Annotated in this window: 12 protein-coding genes; 6 read left to right on the top strand and 6 right to left on the bottom strand. The window is 46.3% G+C overall.

The annotated features are described in order from the left end of the window. Positions 1-60 precede the first annotated feature (60 nt). Entirely contained in the window at positions 61-2,007 is a 1,947-nt protein-coding gene (locus LCM20_RS12660) for a phospholipase D-like domain-containing protein (protein ID WP_225195839.1), read from the bottom strand. A 337-nt stretch (positions 2,008-2,344) separates the two neighbouring features. Here LCM20_RS12660 and LCM20_RS12655 point away from each other — a divergent pair, with 337 nt between their 5' ends. Next, positions 2,345-2,851, top strand: coding sequence for a DoxX family protein (locus tag LCM20_RS12655; protein ID WP_225195838.1), 507 nt, complete (start codon positions 2,345-2,347; stop codon positions 2,849-2,851). A 118-nt stretch (positions 2,852-2,969) separates the two neighbouring features. Here LCM20_RS12655 and LCM20_RS12650 read toward each other — a convergent pair whose 3' ends face one another. From LCM20_RS12650 to LCM20_RS12635, 4 genes are all read right to left on the bottom strand, one after another. Continuing rightward, positions 2,970-4,229, bottom strand: a complete 1,260-nt coding sequence (locus LCM20_RS12650; RefSeq protein WP_318247314.1) for a (Fe-S)-binding protein — start codon at positions 4,227-4,229, stop codon at positions 2,970-2,972. A gap of 4 nt (positions 4,230-4,233) precedes the next feature. Next, positions 4,234-5,637, bottom strand: coding sequence for an FAD-binding oxidoreductase (locus tag LCM20_RS12645; RefSeq protein WP_225195836.1), 1,404 nt, complete (start codon positions 5,635-5,637; stop codon positions 4,234-4,236). Positions 5,638-5,826: 189 nt separating this feature from the next. Beyond that, entirely contained in the window at positions 5,827-7,047 is a 1,221-nt protein-coding gene (locus tag LCM20_RS12640; protein ID WP_225195835.1) for a hemolysin family protein, read from the bottom strand. Positions 7,048-7,340: 293 nt separating this feature from the next. Then, on the bottom strand, positions 7,341-9,098 hold the full coding sequence (locus LCM20_RS12635) for an ABC transporter ATP-binding protein (RefSeq protein WP_225195834.1): 1,758 nt from the start codon (positions 9,096-9,098) through the stop codon (positions 7,341-7,343). 212 nt (positions 9,099-9,310) lie between these two features. Here LCM20_RS12635 and LCM20_RS12630 point away from each other — a divergent pair, with 212 nt between their 5' ends. Further along, a complete protein-coding gene (locus LCM20_RS12630; protein ID WP_225195833.1) occupies positions 9,311-11,344 on the top strand; it encodes a methyl-accepting chemotaxis protein in 2,034 nt (677 codons plus the stop codon). Between the two features lie 53 nt (positions 11,345-11,397). Here the strand turns inward: LCM20_RS12630 and LCM20_RS12625 are convergent, their stop codons facing one another. Continuing rightward, positions 11,398-12,120 carry a hypothetical protein gene (locus LCM20_RS12625; protein ID WP_225195832.1) on the bottom strand — a complete coding sequence of 241 codons (723 nt, stop codon included), beginning with the start codon at positions 12,118-12,120 and terminating at the stop codon, positions 11,398-11,400. A 277-nt stretch (positions 12,121-12,397) separates the two neighbouring features. Between LCM20_RS12625 and LCM20_RS12620 the strand changes: the two genes are divergently transcribed. The 4 genes from LCM20_RS12620 to LCM20_RS12605 are packed head-to-tail and all read left to right on the top strand — an operon-like array spanning position 12,398 to position 17,422. Next, the gene (locus tag LCM20_RS12620) at positions 12,398-13,588 is read left to right on the top strand and encodes a M20 metallopeptidase family protein (RefSeq protein WP_225195831.1); all 1,191 of its coding nucleotides are present in this window, start codon (positions 12,398-12,400) and stop codon (positions 13,586-13,588) included. A 7-nt stretch (positions 13,589-13,595) separates the two neighbouring features. Next, entirely contained in the window at positions 13,596-14,876 is a 1,281-nt protein-coding gene (locus LCM20_RS12615) for an amidohydrolase (protein ID WP_225196181.1), read from the top strand. Then, positions 14,869-16,152: a M20 family metallo-hydrolase gene (locus tag LCM20_RS12610; protein WP_318247313.1), complete on the top strand. Its 1,284-nt coding sequence runs from the start codon at positions 14,869-14,871 to the stop codon at positions 16,150-16,152. Before LCM20_RS12615 ends, LCM20_RS12610 begins: the two co-directional genes overlap by 8 nt. Continuing rightward, the gene (locus LCM20_RS12605) at positions 16,118-17,422 is read left to right on the top strand and encodes a hypothetical protein (RefSeq protein WP_225195830.1); all 1,305 of its coding nucleotides are present in this window, start codon (positions 16,118-16,120) and stop codon (positions 17,420-17,422) included. The genes LCM20_RS12610 and LCM20_RS12605 overlap by 35 nt, the downstream gene beginning before the upstream one ends. Positions 17,423-17,507 lie beyond the last annotated feature (85 nt).

Below are 17,507 nucleotides of genomic sequence, written 5' to 3'. Positions count from 1 at the left end.
GCAAAAAGGACATGGTGCCCAACCATGTCCTTTTCCTCTATTATTATTCGTTTTTTCCGCTTAAGGAGTCATACCTCCCGCTGCGTCATAACGGGCATAAAACTCCTGTAGGAACTGGTTCGCTACGTCCGAGTCGTGAATAAATAACATGTTCTCATCATTGATGTCATTACCATTGTTACTCCAATTCGTCGACTCTACAATGACAGTCGGATCACTCGAAGGATGTGCCGCATCGATCAGCATCGTCTTCGCATGCATTTTACGATCTTCTTGGTCCTCATACACAGGGGCTGGATTATTCCAGCGGGTATTCGGGTTATTCTCAGAGGTTTGACTAGCAGTCCGACCTGTCATATCTACAGATGCCGACCACCACTGATTCCAAAAGCTCTGATCGAAAATCCCTCTCACATCAAAGCCTGTTAAACTTCCTTGATTATCTTGATAAGAGCCTTCCCACTTGTACTTCAGTTCATCGACAAGCGCTTGGTCACTCCATGCAAAGATCGAGAAGTACGTGCTGTAATCCGCCTCATTTTTTACTAACGAGGTCATTTCACCAATCGCATCGTCACCGGCTGAGAAATAGATATCCACTTGCTTACCTCCAACTTGAACCGTGTGAAGTATATTATCGATCTTACGTCCATGATAATTCGACGTCACGGGATCTGGTGTTAAGTCACTGTCTCCCCACATTTCGTTAAACTCTGTTGTAAATACATCGGCTAGGTCGGTAGAGTTCATTTCAACGACATGCTGAGTGTTCCCTCCAAGCACATCGTTCTGTCTATTTTCTTCAGTACCGTATAGGCCGGTGACCGTAAAGTTCCAGCTTCCTGTGAACACCCACTTTCCATCAATCACAGCAAATTTGTTATGCATTTGATTGCCGGGAGAGTAGTAGGCACCTGCACTCTTTTGTTCAGCATCGACCAGCTCATAACCTGTTTGTGTTCCATTCCCTACTTCCACCGTCACCTGTTTCATTCCTTCTGGTGAGGCAGGAAGCCCGTACTGTTCACGGAGTGTTGAATCCTCAACCGCAAACATAATAGAATCTGAGAAAACGTTTGAGTCATCTGCTGTTCCTATCATCTGATCCTGTCCTCGCACGAGCTTCTCAACATATACACGCATGAGTTTATAACGCTCTGCATAGTGTGGATCGCTTCCGTCTTTCGCATCCGCAATGACTCTTACGTCGACTCCTTCCGCTGCTTTAGCCGTAAGCGCATCAATGATTTCCGGAAGGTTGATTTCGTAAGTGGCAAGATCAATGGAAGTCGTTGCGTTTTGAATGCGGTGAATCAGACGATCCTCCAAATTCACATTGAAATTCGCCGTATTGCCACTCGTCGCATATTCCCCATATGCACACTTATTGAAATATACATTGATACTTCCTGGACCATTTTCTACTTGGTTCAGCTGCTCGGTCGTTTCCGAACATCCATCTACTTGACTGATGGCACTAGTGGAAGGTGTGCCAAAGCCACCTGTATATGTATTCGTTGAAGTCGCCCAACTTGAACTTGAAGTTCCTGCACCTTCAACATCCATTCGTTCCATCGTCGCCTTTGTTTCGTTATCACCTGCATACCACGCGTCAACGGAGTCGATGACTTGGGTGCCTTGAACAAGTTTCAAATGTTCGCCAGAATTACTTAATGAGCCAGCGTACACAAGGTCCGCTTCCATTCCAGGCAAGGTCGTGTCGTCGGTTCTTTCTAAAAGATAATAACCTCCGGCTGGAATCGTGCCCGATAACGTAATGGAAGGCGTTCCGTCCTCTGCATTCAACGTCCAGCCTTCTATTGAGATATCACTTGAAGTTGTATTGTGGAGCTCCATCCATTCATCATTATAACTCGAACCTGTCCCCATCCATGCTACCTCGCTGATCACAACACTGTTCGCTGTGGCAGCTTGCGTAGGCATCAGCGGCAACACTGTCCCTGTTATTCCCAAAACCAATACTAAAATCCAACCCAATCTTTTCATTCTGTGTACCCTCCCAATCATGATTGTCACTAAAAACGTAACACACCCTTTTGAGCAAAATTTCTTTTTTCAGATTATTGATGAAAAACCATTCGTTTGGCGGGATTCTTTTGAATATCCATCCAGTTGAAAGCAGGTCCTTTGTCACAGATTCCATTGGTAATCATTGATGCAAAAATACACTTCACATTTCCGACATAAACTTGTGTCTTATTTGTGAAATACATCACAAACTATGGCAATATCTTCATCTCTGACCTATACTAAAAGTGTAAAGAATAACAACACGCACACCACACCTTGTGAAACACTGAACAAACTATTATAAGGAGTGAGAATGATGAACAAATGGCTGAGAAACAATGACAAAGTGGCAATGGTTTTGGCGGTATTAAGAGTTTATATCGGGTACACATGGCTGACAGCGGGCTGGGGAAAAATAACCGGAGGATTTGAAACAAGCGGTTTCCTGCAAGGCGCCATCGGAAAAGCAGAAGGCGCACATCCGGCAGTTCAAGGCTGGTGGGCCGCTTTCCTTGAAAATGTAGCACTTCCAAATCACGAGCTGTTTACGTTTCTAGTCATGTGGGGAGAAGTTCTAGTCGGAATCGCACTTATCCTAGGTATATTCACGAATTTCGCAGCACTCGCCGGCATCATGATGAACTTCGCTTTCCTTTTCAGCGGCACAGTCAGCACCAACCCGCAAATGGTCATCTTAACCATCTTCCTTATCGCGGCTGGCGCCAATGCTGGTAAATACGGTCTGGACCGATGGGTACTGCCTTTCTTGAAACAGCAGACGCTATTCAAAAAATACCTTCACCTTCCCAATCATGCTTAACGAATAAAAAGAACCCGGACGTTGCATGGAGCTAATCCCATGCAACGTCCGGGTTATGTTCTGTAAAATTTATATTATCAGCAAAAGAGTCGGCTAGTGAAGCCGTAAGATGTTCCGCCTAGCGAAGCGAACGAGGAGCGGGATCGGCCTGCATCAATAGGTCTACGAGATGAACCGCTTCACTGTCCATCCCCTCTCTCTTGATCCCAAGCTTCATCTGCAGAAGACAGCCCGGGTTCGACGTCACCACTTGATCCGCACCTGTCTGGCAGACATCCTGCATTTTAACATCCAGAATATCCATCGAATCCTCATGCTGTACCAAGTTATAAACGCCCGCCGATCCACAGCAGAAGCCTGGACGTTCCAGTTCCTGAAGCCTGATGCCCGGAACTTTTTCAAGCAAAGCAAGAGGCGGTTCGACGACCTTCTGAACGTATGTCATATGACAGGAAGGCTGATAAGTGATCGTCTGCTCAATAGGTTTCGAGAATACCAATCCGTCGATCTCGACCAGCACTTCCGAGATATCCTTCACTCGATTAGAAAACTCCACCGCACGTGCGTGCCAGCGGCTTCCTTTTTCAAAAAGCGATGGATATTCGATCATTTGTGCGCCACACCCTCCAGCATTCTCTACGATATAGTCGAATGCCTCCTCTTCAAAGGCAGCGATGTTCTCTTTGGCCAGTTCGATGGCTTTGTTTTTCTTACCGGAATGAGCGTGCAGTGCCCCGCAGCAGGTTTGACTTTTCGGAAGCACGACTTCAGCGCCGCTCCGCAACAGCAGTTCAATGGTCGACTCGTTGCTCTCGAAGAACACACTGTCCATGATACAACCTGTGAAGAAGCCTACCTTTTTTACCGCCGGACGTCTGCGGATATAGCGTTCAGCGCGTCGCTTCCGTTTCACAGGGGAAGGCATGGAAGGCATGATGTCAGCGAACGCCTCCAAATGAAGGGGCAGATTCCATGGTAGCCGGTTCGTGATTCGGTCAGCTCCTGTTTGCTGGAAGAGCCAAGTCGCATCACCGAGGCGGTTCATCCACGTCTTTGAAGGGAAGAAGTCTTCAAATAAAAAGGACTCCAAACGACCCGACGGCTTCGATTCATCCAGCACTTCTTTAGCGTTCTCAAGGATTTCGCCATACTGAACATTCGTCGGACATACCGATGTACATGCCATGCAGCCGAGGCACTTCTCCATCGGCTCTTCCAGGTCTTGCACCGCCGCTTTTCCCTCGGCGACCATTTTGACCAGATTGATCCGCCCTCTCGGAGAGTGCGTCTCCGACTCCATCGTTTCATACGTCGGACAGGCCGGGAGACAGTAGCCGCACTGGACGCAGTCAAACGTCAGATCATAGGCTTGCTTCAAGCTGTTACTCATTACGAAGCACCAGCTTCTGGCCTTTTTCCGCAAAAATTTTACCAGGGTTCAAAATATTGTGTGGATCCCACGCTCGTTTGATCCGTCTCATCATATCCACCCCGGCATCCCCGAGCTCCATTTCCATGAATGGAGCTTTCATCGTGCCGATTCCGTGCTCACCCGATAACGTCCCGCCAAGCTCGATGGCCGCTTCGAACATCTCTTCCACGGCTTTCTCTGCGCGTTTCATCTCTTCCGGGTCACGCTGATCACAGAGTATATTCGGGTGAAGATTTCCGTCTCCGGCATGTCCGAACGCCACCACTTCCAGGTCGTATTTCTCCTTGATCGTTTGGAGGCGGTCCATGAAATCCGGAATCTTGCTTCTCGGAACTGTTGCATCCTCCGACACTTTCGTCGGCTTAATCTTGGCGATGGCCGGCGACACCTGCTTTCTCGCATGCCAAAGCTTGGCGGCCTCTTCATCACTTTCAGGGATGATCACCTCTTTTGCGCCCATCTCCTCCATAATTGCTTCGACCTTTTCCTGCTCAATGCGAAGCGCTTCTTCCGGACCATCTAACTCGATTAAAATGATCGCCGCTGCATCGACGGGAAGGCCGATCGGCTGAAACTGTTCCACAGCTCTGACACACGCTTGATCCATAAACTCCATTTTTGACGGAAGCACGCCGGATGTCAGCGTACGCGATATCGCTTCGCCTGCCGTTCGTACTTTATGAAACGAAACCATCATCGTCTTCACAGCCGGTGGTTTCGGCATCAGCTTGAGCGTCGCCTCGACTATTACTGCAAGTGTACCTTCTGAGCCGACAATCAATTTCGTCAAATCATACCCTGTTACATTTTTGATTGTCTGACCACCTGTACGGATCAGCTCGCCTTCGGGTGTGACGATTTCGAGTCCAAGCACATGATCCTTCGTCACGCCGTATTTCAGCCCGCGCGGACCACCGGAATTCTCCGCCAAATTCCCACCGATTGTAGCAACGTGAGCACTACTCGGATCAGGTGCGTACATCAACCCGCGCTTCTCCGCTTCTATGTTTATATCCTGTGTCCGAACACTCGGTGACACCGTCACGGTCAAATCTCCCGGGCTCACATCAATCTTTGCCGGAAGCTTGGACAGATCAAGCACGATGCCGCCATGGACTGGAAGCGGACCACCACTTAGACACGTCCCCGCCCCGCGCGGATAAACCGGCACTTTATATTGATTGGCGAGCCGTATGACGTGCACCACCTCTTGTTTATTTTTCACCTGGACGACGGCTTCTGGTAGGTATTCACCGAAGGAGGCATCAAAGCTGTAGCTGTACAAGTCGGCGTTCTTTGTCAGCACACGTCCTTCGATGAGGCCGTCTTGCAATGGTTTCAACCAGTCGTTCATGTCAATTGCCCCTTTTATTAGAAAATTCTTATTATGATCATAACAGAACGAAGTATGATTTGTGTGTTCCCTGCAGGGTCTGATGATTAACCGCTTTCTTGCTCCATAAATTTTCGAAAGGAGGATGCTCATGACATTTTTGTTCAATAAAAAATGCCAGCCTCTATACTAGAGACTGGCAGAACGCACTTATTTAATGATTTGCACCTTACGAATCGTACGATCTTCAACCTTCAGCACTTTGAACGTCAGATTCTCCTGCTCAAACGTCTGCCCTTCCTCCGGGAAGTAGTTGAGTTCGCTTAAAATGTACCCAGCAAGCACATCCTCATCTTCCGGAATCTCGGTATCAAACACAGAATTCAAACGGCGGAGCGGAATTTTTCCGTCGCAGACGATTTCGGTTTCCGTCAGTTTCTCGATGAGTGCGTCCTTTTCCAGATCGGTTTCATCTTCAATCTCGAGACCGATCATCGCTTCGATAATGTCTTCGTGTGTCAGAATTCCCTCGGTGCCTCCATACTCGTCGAGTACAATCGCGAGGTGCTTTTTCTCAGACGTCATCGTTCTGAACACTCGCTCGATCGAGTGGAATTCGTAGACGATCAGTGGGTTCGTATCGCTGAGTTCTTTCAAGGATTTCTCTGGATCCATCGACCAGGCGATAAGGTATTTTGAATGAAAAACGCCCACAATATCATCAATGTCGTCGTGAAATACGGGGTATCTTGAAAAAGGATTCTGAATGACGACGTCGCGCACTTCTTCGTAAGTCGCATCACTAGGGAGAGCGACTAAATCGACACGCGGCGTTTTCAATACGTCCTTCACATTAAGGTTGTAGAAATCGAGAACCCCTTTGATGCGGTCTGATTCCACGGGGTGAAAGGTTCCCTCAGAATCCGCAATATCCACCATCGCCCGAAACTCTTCTTTAGAGATCGAAGCTTCACTGGCTTGTCCTTTAGACAGCGCCTTCGTAATCATATCTGTCATTTTATTCAGCGCAATCGTGACCGGTTTGAAAAGAATGACAAAGAAGCGGATAACGGGATAGACCATCATCGCGATCCGGTCCGGGAACGTCGCAGCGACGGACTTCGGGATCACTTCTGAGAAGATAATGATCGTGACCGTCAAGATCGCGGATGCGAGACCAACGCTGAATCCATACTCGATGGCAAGCGTGGTGACGAGCGTCGGAAGCAGGATGTTCGCGATGTTGTTTCCAATCAGAATCGTTGTAATGAATTGGCTCGGTTTCGATACCAACTGCAGTAAATTCTCGGCTTTTTTATCATTTTGATTCGCCTTCGACTGCAGTCTCATTTTATTTGTAGCGGTCAAGGCTGTTTCACTACCAGAAAAGAATAAAGAAACGAATAACAATAAGATGATCGCTATGATCAAAACGTATGTCCTCCTTAAACGATGGGTGCCCCAACAAGTTCGTTATGTACTTTACCTATTTATCTTTCATTTAAAACCTATAGTTATTATACCTGTTGCTAAAGCAAGATTCCATACAGACAGTCTCGCCTTGATTTCCTGTTTTTAAAAGATGGACTGAAACGGTTGTGAACTGTTGTATGCGGGAAATCATCCACCAATTAACAACATGCGCTTAGAAACAGCCTCCTCCTTGAACCTAACACCACTTCCCATAGAAAAAAGCAGTCCAACCTAGACTGCTTTTTTACATCCTATGAAGTTAACGGGCCTGCAGCCACCCCGACCTTCTCTTCGGCCGGTCGACCGAATTGAGCCTGGTGAAGCTTTTTGTAAAGACCGTCTTGTTTCAACAGCTCATCATGTGAGCCTTCTTCCTGAATTCCGTTTTTCGTCACAACCATGATGCGATCCGCATTTTTGATGGTGGCAAGTCGGTGCGCAATGACGAGCGTCGTACGGCCTTCCGTCAGTTCATCAAGAGACTGCTGAATCGCCTCTTCCGTTTCTGTATCGAGCGCAGACGTCGCTTCATCCAGTATGAGAATCGGCGGGTTTTTCAAAAAGATGCGGGCAATCGCAAGACGCTGCTTCTGACCGCCTGACAGTCTGACACCACGTTCACCAATCACCGTATCGAGACCGTGTGGTTGTTCCACAATGAAGTCATCAAGACGGGCGCGCTTGGCCGCTGCAAGAATTTCTTCATCCGTCGCTTCCAAGTTCCCGTAAGAAATATTCTCCCTGATTGTTCCGGAGAAAAGGAATACGTCCTGCTGGACAATCCCGATCTGACTGCGCAGTGATTCCAGCTTGATGTCCTGAATATCGGTTCCATCAACGGATATCTGCCCTTCTTGAATTTCATAGAAACGAGGCAGCAGGCTGCATAACGTCGTCTTCCCTGCCCCGGACGGACCTACGAAAGCGACCGTTTCGCCAGGGTGAATGTCCAAACTGACGCCTTTCAATACCGGATCGACGTCTCCGTAGCCGAACGTCACATCACGATAAGCAATTTCCCCTCTCAGCTCCTTGTCCTGAGCGTTCGGAGAGTTTTCAATGTCAGGCTTCGTATCGATGATTTCCGTATAGCGCTTAAAGCCGGCAATCCCCTTCGGATAACTCTCAATGACCGCATTGATTTTCTGAATCGGTCCAGCCAATATATTGGAAAGCAAAATAAACGCCACGAACTCTCCATATGAAAGTTGATCTTGAATGACGAAATAGGTCCCGAACACGAGCGTGGACAGTGTCACAAGACGCATCGTCATATAGTTCGCCGTAATGTTCTGCGCCATAATCTTATAAGACTGCAGCTTCGTCAATCGGTAATTTTTGTTTTGTTCAAGGAACTTCTCCTGCTCATGCTTTTCGTTTGCGAAAGCTTGAACGACACGGATTCCACCAATACTGTCCGCTACGCGTGTGTTGATTTCCGCCACGCGGTGGAACATCTTGCGGAACGTCACCGTCATTTTTTTATTGAAGTAGATTGCTAGAACAATCAATAGTGGAATGACGATAAAGGAGATAATGGCAAGCTTCCAATTGATTGTCAGCATGATGACAAACGAACCGATCAGCGTCATGATGGCAACAAAGACATCCTCAGGTCCATGGTGAGCCACTTCCCCGATCTCTTCCAAGTCTTTTGTCAGACGCGAGATGCTGTGCCCTGTTTTATTTCCGTCATAATAGGAAAAAGATAGCTTCTGCATATGCGTGAACAGCTTTTGTCGCATGTCCGTTTCAATATTGATTCCGAGCATGTGCCCCCAATAGGTGACGACATACTGCAACCCTGTATTAACGAGATACACGAGCAATAAAGCCACACACGCAAGGATAATAATCGTCCAATTCCCTTCCGGCAGCAATCGGTCAATCACCTGGTTGACCGCAAGCGGAAAGGCGAGCTCTAACAGCCCCACGAATACCGCACAAGTGAAGTCAAGCAGAAACAACCACTTATACGGTCGATAATAAGAAAAGAACCGCTTTAACATGACCATACCCTCTATTCCATGGGCACTCTTTTGCCCTAGTATAATTGATAATCGTTATCAATTATACGTTGAGGGGTTCACACTGTCAATGGAGCACAACAAAGTTGAAATTTTTTTCTGTGCCAACGTTTTCATTGCTCAAGAACTTCTCCGGTATGACGATAATAAGAAAAATGATAGGTAAATAGTCATTACATCTGAGGAGGTTACATATGGAAAAGAGTAAAAAGAAAATTGGGTTCAACCGTTCTCTTCTAGGACAAATTTTAATTCCTTTTATTGCCTTAATCGTTCTCACTGGTGCTGTAATCGGGTACGCAAGTTATTCGTTCAGTGCTCAGACGACGACCAACGAACTGATCTCGAATGTCGAGAAACAGATGGTCACGCTGAATGATTCTTTTGACACATTTTTTGAAGCACAGGAAGACATTGCTAACCACTACACCGAAGAACAAGCTTTTCAAAATCTGAGCGACAACCAAGAGGAAGTCGTCAGTCGTTTAAATGATATTCAAGCATCCAATGATGTCATTAAAAACGTATATATCGGGACGAATGAAGATTTAATGGTTTCAGACGAAACCCTTACGCTTCCGGATGGGTACCAGCCGACTACCCGCCCTTGGTTCCAAGAGGCTGTAGCAAATCAAGGCGCAATCATATGGACACAGCCTTATCTCGACGCCAATACGAATGAAATGATCATGAGTGTTGCCAAAACCATCGAAAGAAGCGGTCAAATCGTTGGTGTCCTCTCGATCGATATCGATATGGCATCGATGATTGACCTTGTCGCAAGTGTCCAAATCGCGGACTCCGGATACGCAGCCATTCTTTCCGATAACGGCATCTTCCTCGCCCACCCGGACCCCGAACTGGTCGGTGAAGACGTATCAGAAGAAAGCTATTATCAAAAAATAGAAGAGCAGAACACAGAGACGGGAATCGTCGAATATCAGCTGGAAGGGCTGAATAAGACACTTGGATATGCTACGAACCCGACAACCGGATGGGTCGTCGTAGGTGCTGTTAATAAAGGAGAACTGCAGGAAAAAGCAGCCGTCATCATCGGACCGATTGTAACAACCGTTCTCATCATGCTTGCCATCGCCGCGATCATCAGCTTTTTCGTTGCACGTAGAATCCGCAGGCCGATCATCAAGCTTCAAGAATCTATGAAACAGGTAGAGGACGGAGATTTGACGGTCAACTTGATTCAAGATCGCAAGGATGAGATTGGTCAGTTGTCCTACTCCGCTCACGAAATGAAATCGAGCATACAGGAAATCATCATCGGGCTGAAGGAAGCAGCCGCTGCCGTAAATGAACAAAGCGGCATCCTCACCCGCTCCTCTGATGAAGTACGAGAAGGAAGTGAGCAGATTGCTTCGACGATGCAGGAGCTTTCGTCTGGCGCTGAATCACAGGCACACAGCTCATCGAACCTTTCTGAAATGACAGAAGGGTTTGTTTCAGACATTCAAGCCGCTTTTGACAACAGCCGGGACATGGTAGAGTCAACCGATTCCGTCTTACAAAAAACGGACCAAGGCGCCTCGCAAATGAAGAAGTCAGCAGGGCAAATGTCGACCATCGACCACATCGTGAAAGATGCCGTCGAGAAAGTACAAGGACTCGATCAACAGTCGAAAAAAATTACAAAGCTTGTCCAAGTCATTGAAGACATCGCCGAACAGACAAGTCTTCTGTCGTTAAATGCAGCGATTGAAGCCGCACGAGCCGGCGAACACGGAAAAGGCTTCGCTGTCGTCGCCGATGAAGTACGCAAACTCGCCGACCAAGTATCCACTTCCGTGGGTGACATCACAGACATCGTCGAAAAGATTCAAGTTGAATCCAGCGAGGTCACGACTTCACTTCAAAACAGCTACAAGGAAGTGGAAGCAGGAACGAACATGATGAATGAGACAGAAGAAACGTTCCATCAAATTGAAAGCTCTGTTCAAGAGATGGCAGAAAAGAGTCGAAGCATTTCAAACAGACTTCAAACCATCCAGGACAGCAGTCACAAAATGAACCAATGGATCGCAGACATCGCCTCCGTTTCTGAAGAATCGGCTGCAGGTGTCGAAGAAGTGACCGCTACCGCCGAACAGTCGAGTCATTCGATTGAAGAAGTCTTCTCCAGCGCCCAGCAGTTGTCCCAGCTATCAAACGAACTGGACCAACAAATCGACCGCTTCAAGACAGGAGAACATGGAGATTCTGAGGAAAATAAATAAGGAATGAATGTAGGAGAAGTGCCTGCCCTTATGGGTAAGGCGCTTTTCTTTTTTCAAAAAGAGATTGGCTTATTTTTTTGGCCTTTAACGGACGACTCCGCATCAGTGGACTTGCTTTTTCTATCGTAATGTTTTTCGATTTGAAGGGCCATCGTTAGTGTGGAGAAAAAGGCTTCGTAAGGGGATTGTTCTTTCACTAGTTTTTTATAACAGTAGTCTACCACTTTTGTCATACGGTCATGCGGGACTTTGTCGAGATGGTAGAAGTCGAAGAATGTGGTATAGAGCCCTTTGCCAATCGGAACCAGAAATCCCGCAACAACCGATCCTTTTTTCGCAGGGACAGCCTGAGGATCTCCGACATATACGAACTTGTACCGATCTGTTTCCATGTCTACAAGTCTCATTGAAGCTTCATCCAGCGCCTCGGCCACGTAATAGAATTTCGGCAGTGCGTGTTCAATTCTTCTCAGCCAGGATTGTAGAAACGCCTTGCTGGAATAGCTGCGCCCATAAATCTTCATGTATCGCTTTGCGTAGTTCGTATTTTTATCCGCCATGTGCTTCGCAAGTGCAAGATTGATCAGCAGCGCCTCATATTTCTCTTCTCTAATGTCATGTTGATCGATGAACTGTTCTACCTTATCGATCTCATGATCGGTCTGCTGCTGCATCATATACATCGTGAAGTTACTAAGTACCCGAAGCATGGTTTCCTCTAGGTTTGTTGGAATGTCGGCATCTTCATTGAAAAATGTTTGTATGGTCTTCTCCATTCGCTCGATCCCTTCTGTCATTTATTTCCGTAATTATATCTGGAAAGAGAATGAGAGTCCAAAACGCAAAATTGCGTTTTACAAGTTCCTCACCAGTCGAATTCTAAAGTTCTATTCGTTGAAACTTCATTTTTTCAAAGGAATAGAGGTTTAAAAAGATAACTTCAACCACCTCAGAAAATTCAGAAAAGTTTTTGCGTTTTTAAATTTATATGCTATACTCCATATTAACGGAATATTTAAGGACTTTTTCCTTTAATATAAGGAGTGCAACTTAATGGACGTAAGGAAGTATATAGACCAAATTAAACCCGAGATGATTGAGATAAGGAGATACCTCCACCAACACCCTGAATTAAGTGGTGAAGAGCACAATACCTCCCAATTCATTCAACAGAAACTCACAGAATACGGCATTGAATACCAAACAGGATTTGCTACGACGGGTGTTTTAGGAATCATTAAAGGAAATCATTCCGGAAAAACGGTCGCTCTACGCGCAGATATCGATGCGTTACCTATTCAAGAGGTCAATGATCTTTCGTTTCGATCCCAATCAGAAGGCAAAATGCATGCCTGTGGACATGATGCCCACACGGCTATGCTCCTTGCGGTAGGGTTCGTACTGAATCAAATAAAGAATGAGCTGCACGGAACTGTGCTACTCGTCTTTCAACCCTCTGAGGAAAATGCTCCTGAGGGAGGGGCGAAGCAAATGCTAGAGGATGGTGTGTTTTCGCAATACAAACCAGACGTTATTTTCGGACAACACGTATGGCCCTCCCTCCCCGATGGACAAATTGGTGTAAGAGATAAAGAAATGATGGGAGCATCCGACCGGTTCAAAGTGACGATTAAAGGGCGAGGCGGTCACGCGAGTATGCCTCAAGATACTGTGGACGCCGTCGTGATTGCGAACCAAATGATCGGTTCACTTCAAACAATCGTCAGCCGAAACATTAACCCGCTGGAGTCAGCAGTCTTAACGATCGGTAAAATCGAAGGAGGTTACCGGTACAACGTCATCGCTGACCAAGTTACCTTCGAGGGAACGGTACGAACTTATCTCCCACAAGTTAAAGAAAAGGTAAAAGAACGTTTTTACACGCTTCTGCGTCAATCGGCAGCTGCCTTCAACGCTGAAGTTGAAATTCACTATGCAGATGGATACCCAGCTACGATCAACACTCCTGAATGGGCAGAGCAAGTAAGGCAGACGAGTCAAAAGTTATTCGGTGAAAGCTCTACCCCAGAAGTTCAACCTGTACTTGCCGGGGAAGATTTTTCTCGATTCTTGAACGAGTACCCGGGTGCCTTTTTCTGGCTCGGTTCCCGAATAGAAGAAGGGGATCAAAAAGCGTTACACGATCCACAATTCCAATTAAACGAGAAGTCCCTTCCCCGTGGAGCAACACTTATGGCACAAACCGCCATTGATGCTCTTCGCTCATTGAAAAAGGAGGTGTAGATTGAATATGCAGGATTTTTATCAAGCATTGACTCCTAAATTGCGTCAGTATAGACGCTCCTTTCACAAATGTCCGGAGCTCGGCTTTTTGGAATATCACACGACTTACAAAATAGCTGAAGAAATGAAGGCGCTCGGTTTTACCGTGTATTTAGGTAAAGAGGTGATGGAAAGTGACGCAAGGCTCGGTCTTCCTTCTTCAAAAGAGATCGAGATGCACGAGAAAAAAGCAAAGCAGTGGGGAGTTCCGGACGAGTACATACAGGCAATGAAAGGTGGTCATACAGGACTCGTTGCCGTATGGGATACCGAAAAGGAGGGTGCCCACCTCGGGTTCCGATTTGATATAGATGCCCTTCCTATCACGGAACACGGTCACCCCGACCACTTGCCAACTAAAGAGGAGTTCCGTTCCAATGAGGAAGGAGTTATGCATGCTTGCGGTCACGATGGACACATCACCATCGGTCTTGGACTTGCCCATTTTATCTCCCATCACCATGAGCAGGTTAAGGGCAAGTTCACCCTGTTATTCCAGCCAGCTGAAGAAGGGGGCCGTGGGGCCAAAGCCATGACCGAAAAAGGCTGGCTTCGTGATATAGATGAATGGTATGCAGGCCACCTTGGCATTCAACCTCTCCCAGTCGGAACAGTAGCTGGAGCAACAAGAGGATTTCTTGCCTCTGCTAAACTCAATGCGACATTCAAAGGAGTATCCGCCCACTCTGGAATGGAACCCGAAAAGGGCAAGAATGCACTGCTAGCAGCTGCTACAGCCACCACACAGCTATACACCATTCCACGACACAGCAACGGGGCTTCACGCATTAACGTTGGAAAACTAACAGCAGGTAATGGTCGAAACATAATTGGAGATAAGGGGTACTTGGAGTTGGAAATCCGGGGTGAGACGGAAGAAGTCAACGATTTTATGAAGCAGGAAGCCAACCGAATCCTGCAATCTGTCGCAAACATGTACGACGTGAGCGTTGATATTGAGTTCGTTGGTGAAACGGAGTCTGTTGTATGCAACGAAGACTTGATCCGCCCTATTTCTTCCCCTCACATCCGTAAATGGGAACCTTTCATTCAAGTTTCCGGTTCAGAGGATGCAAGTTTTATGATGAATGAAGTGCAGAAGTACGGAGGGAAAGCAACCTATATGTTGTTTGGCACTCCTCTCCCTTTCGGTCATCACCATCCCCAATTTGACTTCGATGAAGGGGCTTTGCTTGTGGCCGTAGATACACTGATCCAAATCGTTAAAAGGAGGACAGAAGATGAGTGATATGAATCAATGGTTGCACGAAAAACTTTTGGAATTGAACGTCACGGATAGCATGAAGCAGCCTGATGGTTTCACGAGGCTGAGTTACACAGAAGAAGAAAAAAGCGCACATCAGGCTTTTCGCAGCATAGCTGAAGAGTTGGAACTCGATGTTCAATCCGATCAAGCCGGAAACTTATGGGCAACTTGGATGATCAGTACCGATGCACCAACCATCGCAACCGGGTCTCACCTAGATACGGTACATAACGGTGGTGGATATGACGGAGCCGCTGGTGTCCTGTGCAGTCTCGCTTCGATCAAGATCATGAAAGATGAAGGCATCACGCCTCAGAAGAACATATCTGTTGTTTGTTTTGCTTCAGAAGAGTCTGCCCGTTTCGGGGTCTCAACTATCGGCAGTAAAGCCGTAAGTGGTTTACTCAATCAAGATGAATTGGCTGATGTTCCGGATGCGGATGGAATAACGATACGGGAAGCTACAGAGCATTTCGGTTTAACTTGGGAGACATTCAATCAGGCCGAACGTCGTATAGATGAGTTGGAAAGCTTCCTCGAACTTCATATAGAACAAGGCACTCAAATAGAAGATCAAGGCGCTGAGGTTGGTGTTGTCAGAGGAGTGGCCTGCCCTATTCGTCTGAAAGTGACAGCATACGGGATGGCTAACCATACTGGTACGACACCGATGAATAAACGAATTGATGCCTTCGCAGGAATCTCCCCCTTAATTCCTTTTGTCGAAGAGCAAGCCAATCAGTTAAATCAATCCAGTGATCTACCACTCGTCGCCACTGTAAGCACGGTTCATTTGAAACCAAATGCAATGAATGTCATTCCAGGTGAAGTGCAACTGGGGATTGATATTAGAAGTGTAGACGACTCATTGAAAAGAGAACTCGCGGATCGTATTATGACCTATTGTAAGAATCGCGAGAAAGAATCCAAGTTCACGATTGAAGTGGAAACACTCGTAGATAATGCATCCATTTTCTTAGATGAAGACATCCAGCAGAAGCTTCAGAAAGCATGTGATCAAACTGGTTATCGTGCCATTGAATTGGACAGTGGAGCCGGGCATGATGTCATGAACATGGCTGTTAAATGGCCTTCCGGACTTATTTTCATCCCATGTAAGGAAGGGATTAGTCATCACCCTGAAGAATATGCTAGTATAGAAGACCTCTACAAGGGCAGTCTCGTCATTGCCGAATACTTACGCATAGAAACAGGTGTTGAACATGAAAATCGTAATAGGAATCATCGGACCAGCTGACTCGGTTGAACAAATCTTGTCAGTCGCAAAAGAGTTCGAGGATGTTGAATTCATCCCTTACGTTTATGATGAATTACAAGAAATCACGAACATATTGCAATCTCACAAACAGGAAGTCGATCAATGGTTTTTCTCTGGTGTTTTGAACTACTCGTACGCGATTGAACACCAGTTATTAACGGAAGAAGAAGCAGGCTACCCACCCCTACACGGTTCAAGCTTTTTCGGCATCCTTCTAGAAGCTCAATTAGCATCGAATCAAGTGTATAAAAAAGTCAGCATCGATACGGTACCTAACGAAGAAATGGACAAAATTTTATCATTCTATAACTTGAACCCATTACAATATTATAATGTCCCTTTCAGTGAATACCAAGATTCAAAAGCTTTGGCTGAATCTCATGAAACACTTTTCAACCAAGGAAAGGTAGAAGTCGTTATTACTTCTATCAAAGCCGTCTATTTGGCACTAAGAGAAAAAGGCATCCCTTCCTATCGAGTTATGCCCTCTTACTTGTCGATCAAGACGCTGATTCAATTCCTGGTGGAGAGAGCCCAGTCGAAACGGTACAGGAACTCTCAAGTTGCTGTCATTGGATGCCAAGTTCAATTCGATGATGAAAACTCAGACGAGCGTTACTACTCTTTTAAAATGAAACATCGAGACCTTGACCTAAGACGGGCTTTACTGAACGTTTCAGAGAATACAAATGGATCATTAATGCAAATGGGGGATGGCTTGTTCTTCATTTTCACAACTCGAGGCGAATTGAGCCCTGCCTCTTATCAGAATCTGCTTCAGCTGATGGACGACATGAGGGAACAAGCTCATATCGATATGGTGCTGTCCATAGGATTTGGAGTGACTGTTTCTCAAGCAGAGGCAAATGTCCGGTTAGGATTTAACAACAAACCGAAAGAAAAAGAAGCAGCTATTGTCCTTGTCGATGAAGACCGTTCCATTACGTTTAAGAACAAAAAGGAAGAAGTATTTGTATATCAGACGATGAGCATCGGTGACGACTGGAAAGAGAAGATACGTGATGCATCTGTCAGCACAGGTATTGTCTCCAAGATATTATCTTACACGAAACAATACGGCCAGCACGAATTCAGTTCCCAGGATGTCTCCAAATGGCTCCAGAGTACAGAACGGAATGGGCGACGAATATTGACAGAGATGGAACGTTGCGGCCTGATTGAACAATGCGGGGAAGCCCAATCAGGCGAACGAGGACGCCCAAGGAAGATTTATCATTTCAAAAAATAAAAATTTTTTCAAAGTAATTTTCTCACTTTTCAATATTTTAACTATTTTCGGTAGTTTAAAGGATAGTTTCCCTTATAAAAGAAAG

The sequence above is a fragment of the Halobacillus litoralis genome, from assembly GCF_020171725.1.
GTDB classification, from domain to species: Bacteria; Bacillota; Bacilli; order Bacillales; family Halobacillaceae; genus Halobacillus; species Halobacillus litoralis_F.
Note: the sequence above shows the minus strand (reverse complement) of the source record. Positions and strands in the feature narration are given on the sequence as shown.

Bases quoted from the DNA above. Each gene is read 5' to 3' on its own strand.
- LCM20_RS12610 (WP_318247313.1), top strand. From the start codon at position 14,869: ATGAGTGATATGAATCAATGGTTGCACGAAAAACTTTTGGAATTGAAC.
- LCM20_RS12655 (WP_225195838.1), top strand. From the start codon at position 2,345: ATGATGAACAAATGGCTGAGAAACAATGACAAAGTGGCAATGGTTTTG.
- LCM20_RS12615 (WP_225196181.1), top strand. From the start codon at position 13,596: ATGCAGGATTTTTATCAAGCATTGACTCCTAAATTGCGTCAGTATAGA.
- LCM20_RS12620 (WP_225195831.1), top strand. From the start codon at position 12,398: ATGGACGTAAGGAAGTATATAGACCAAATTAAACCCGAGATGATTGAG.
- LCM20_RS12630 (WP_225195833.1), top strand. From the start codon at position 9,311: ATGGAAAAGAGTAAAAAGAAAATTGGGTTCAACCGTTCTCTTCTAGGA.
- LCM20_RS12660 (WP_225195839.1), bottom strand. From the start codon at position 2,007: ATGAAAAGATTGGGTTGGATTTTAGTATTGGTTTTGGGAATAACAGGG.
- LCM20_RS12605 (WP_225195830.1), top strand. From the start codon at position 16,118: ATGAAAATCGTAATAGGAATCATCGGACCAGCTGACTCGGTTGAACAA.
- LCM20_RS12625 (WP_225195832.1), bottom strand. From the start codon at position 12,120: ATGGAGAAGACCATACAAACATTTTTCAATGAAGATGCCGACATTCCA.
- LCM20_RS12645 (WP_225195836.1), bottom strand. From the start codon at position 5,637: ATGAACGACTGGTTGAAACCATTGCAAGACGGCCTCATCGAAGGACGT.
- LCM20_RS12635 (WP_225195834.1), bottom strand. From the start codon at position 9,098: ATGTTAAAGCGGTTCTTTTCTTATTATCGACCGTATAAGTGGTTGTTT.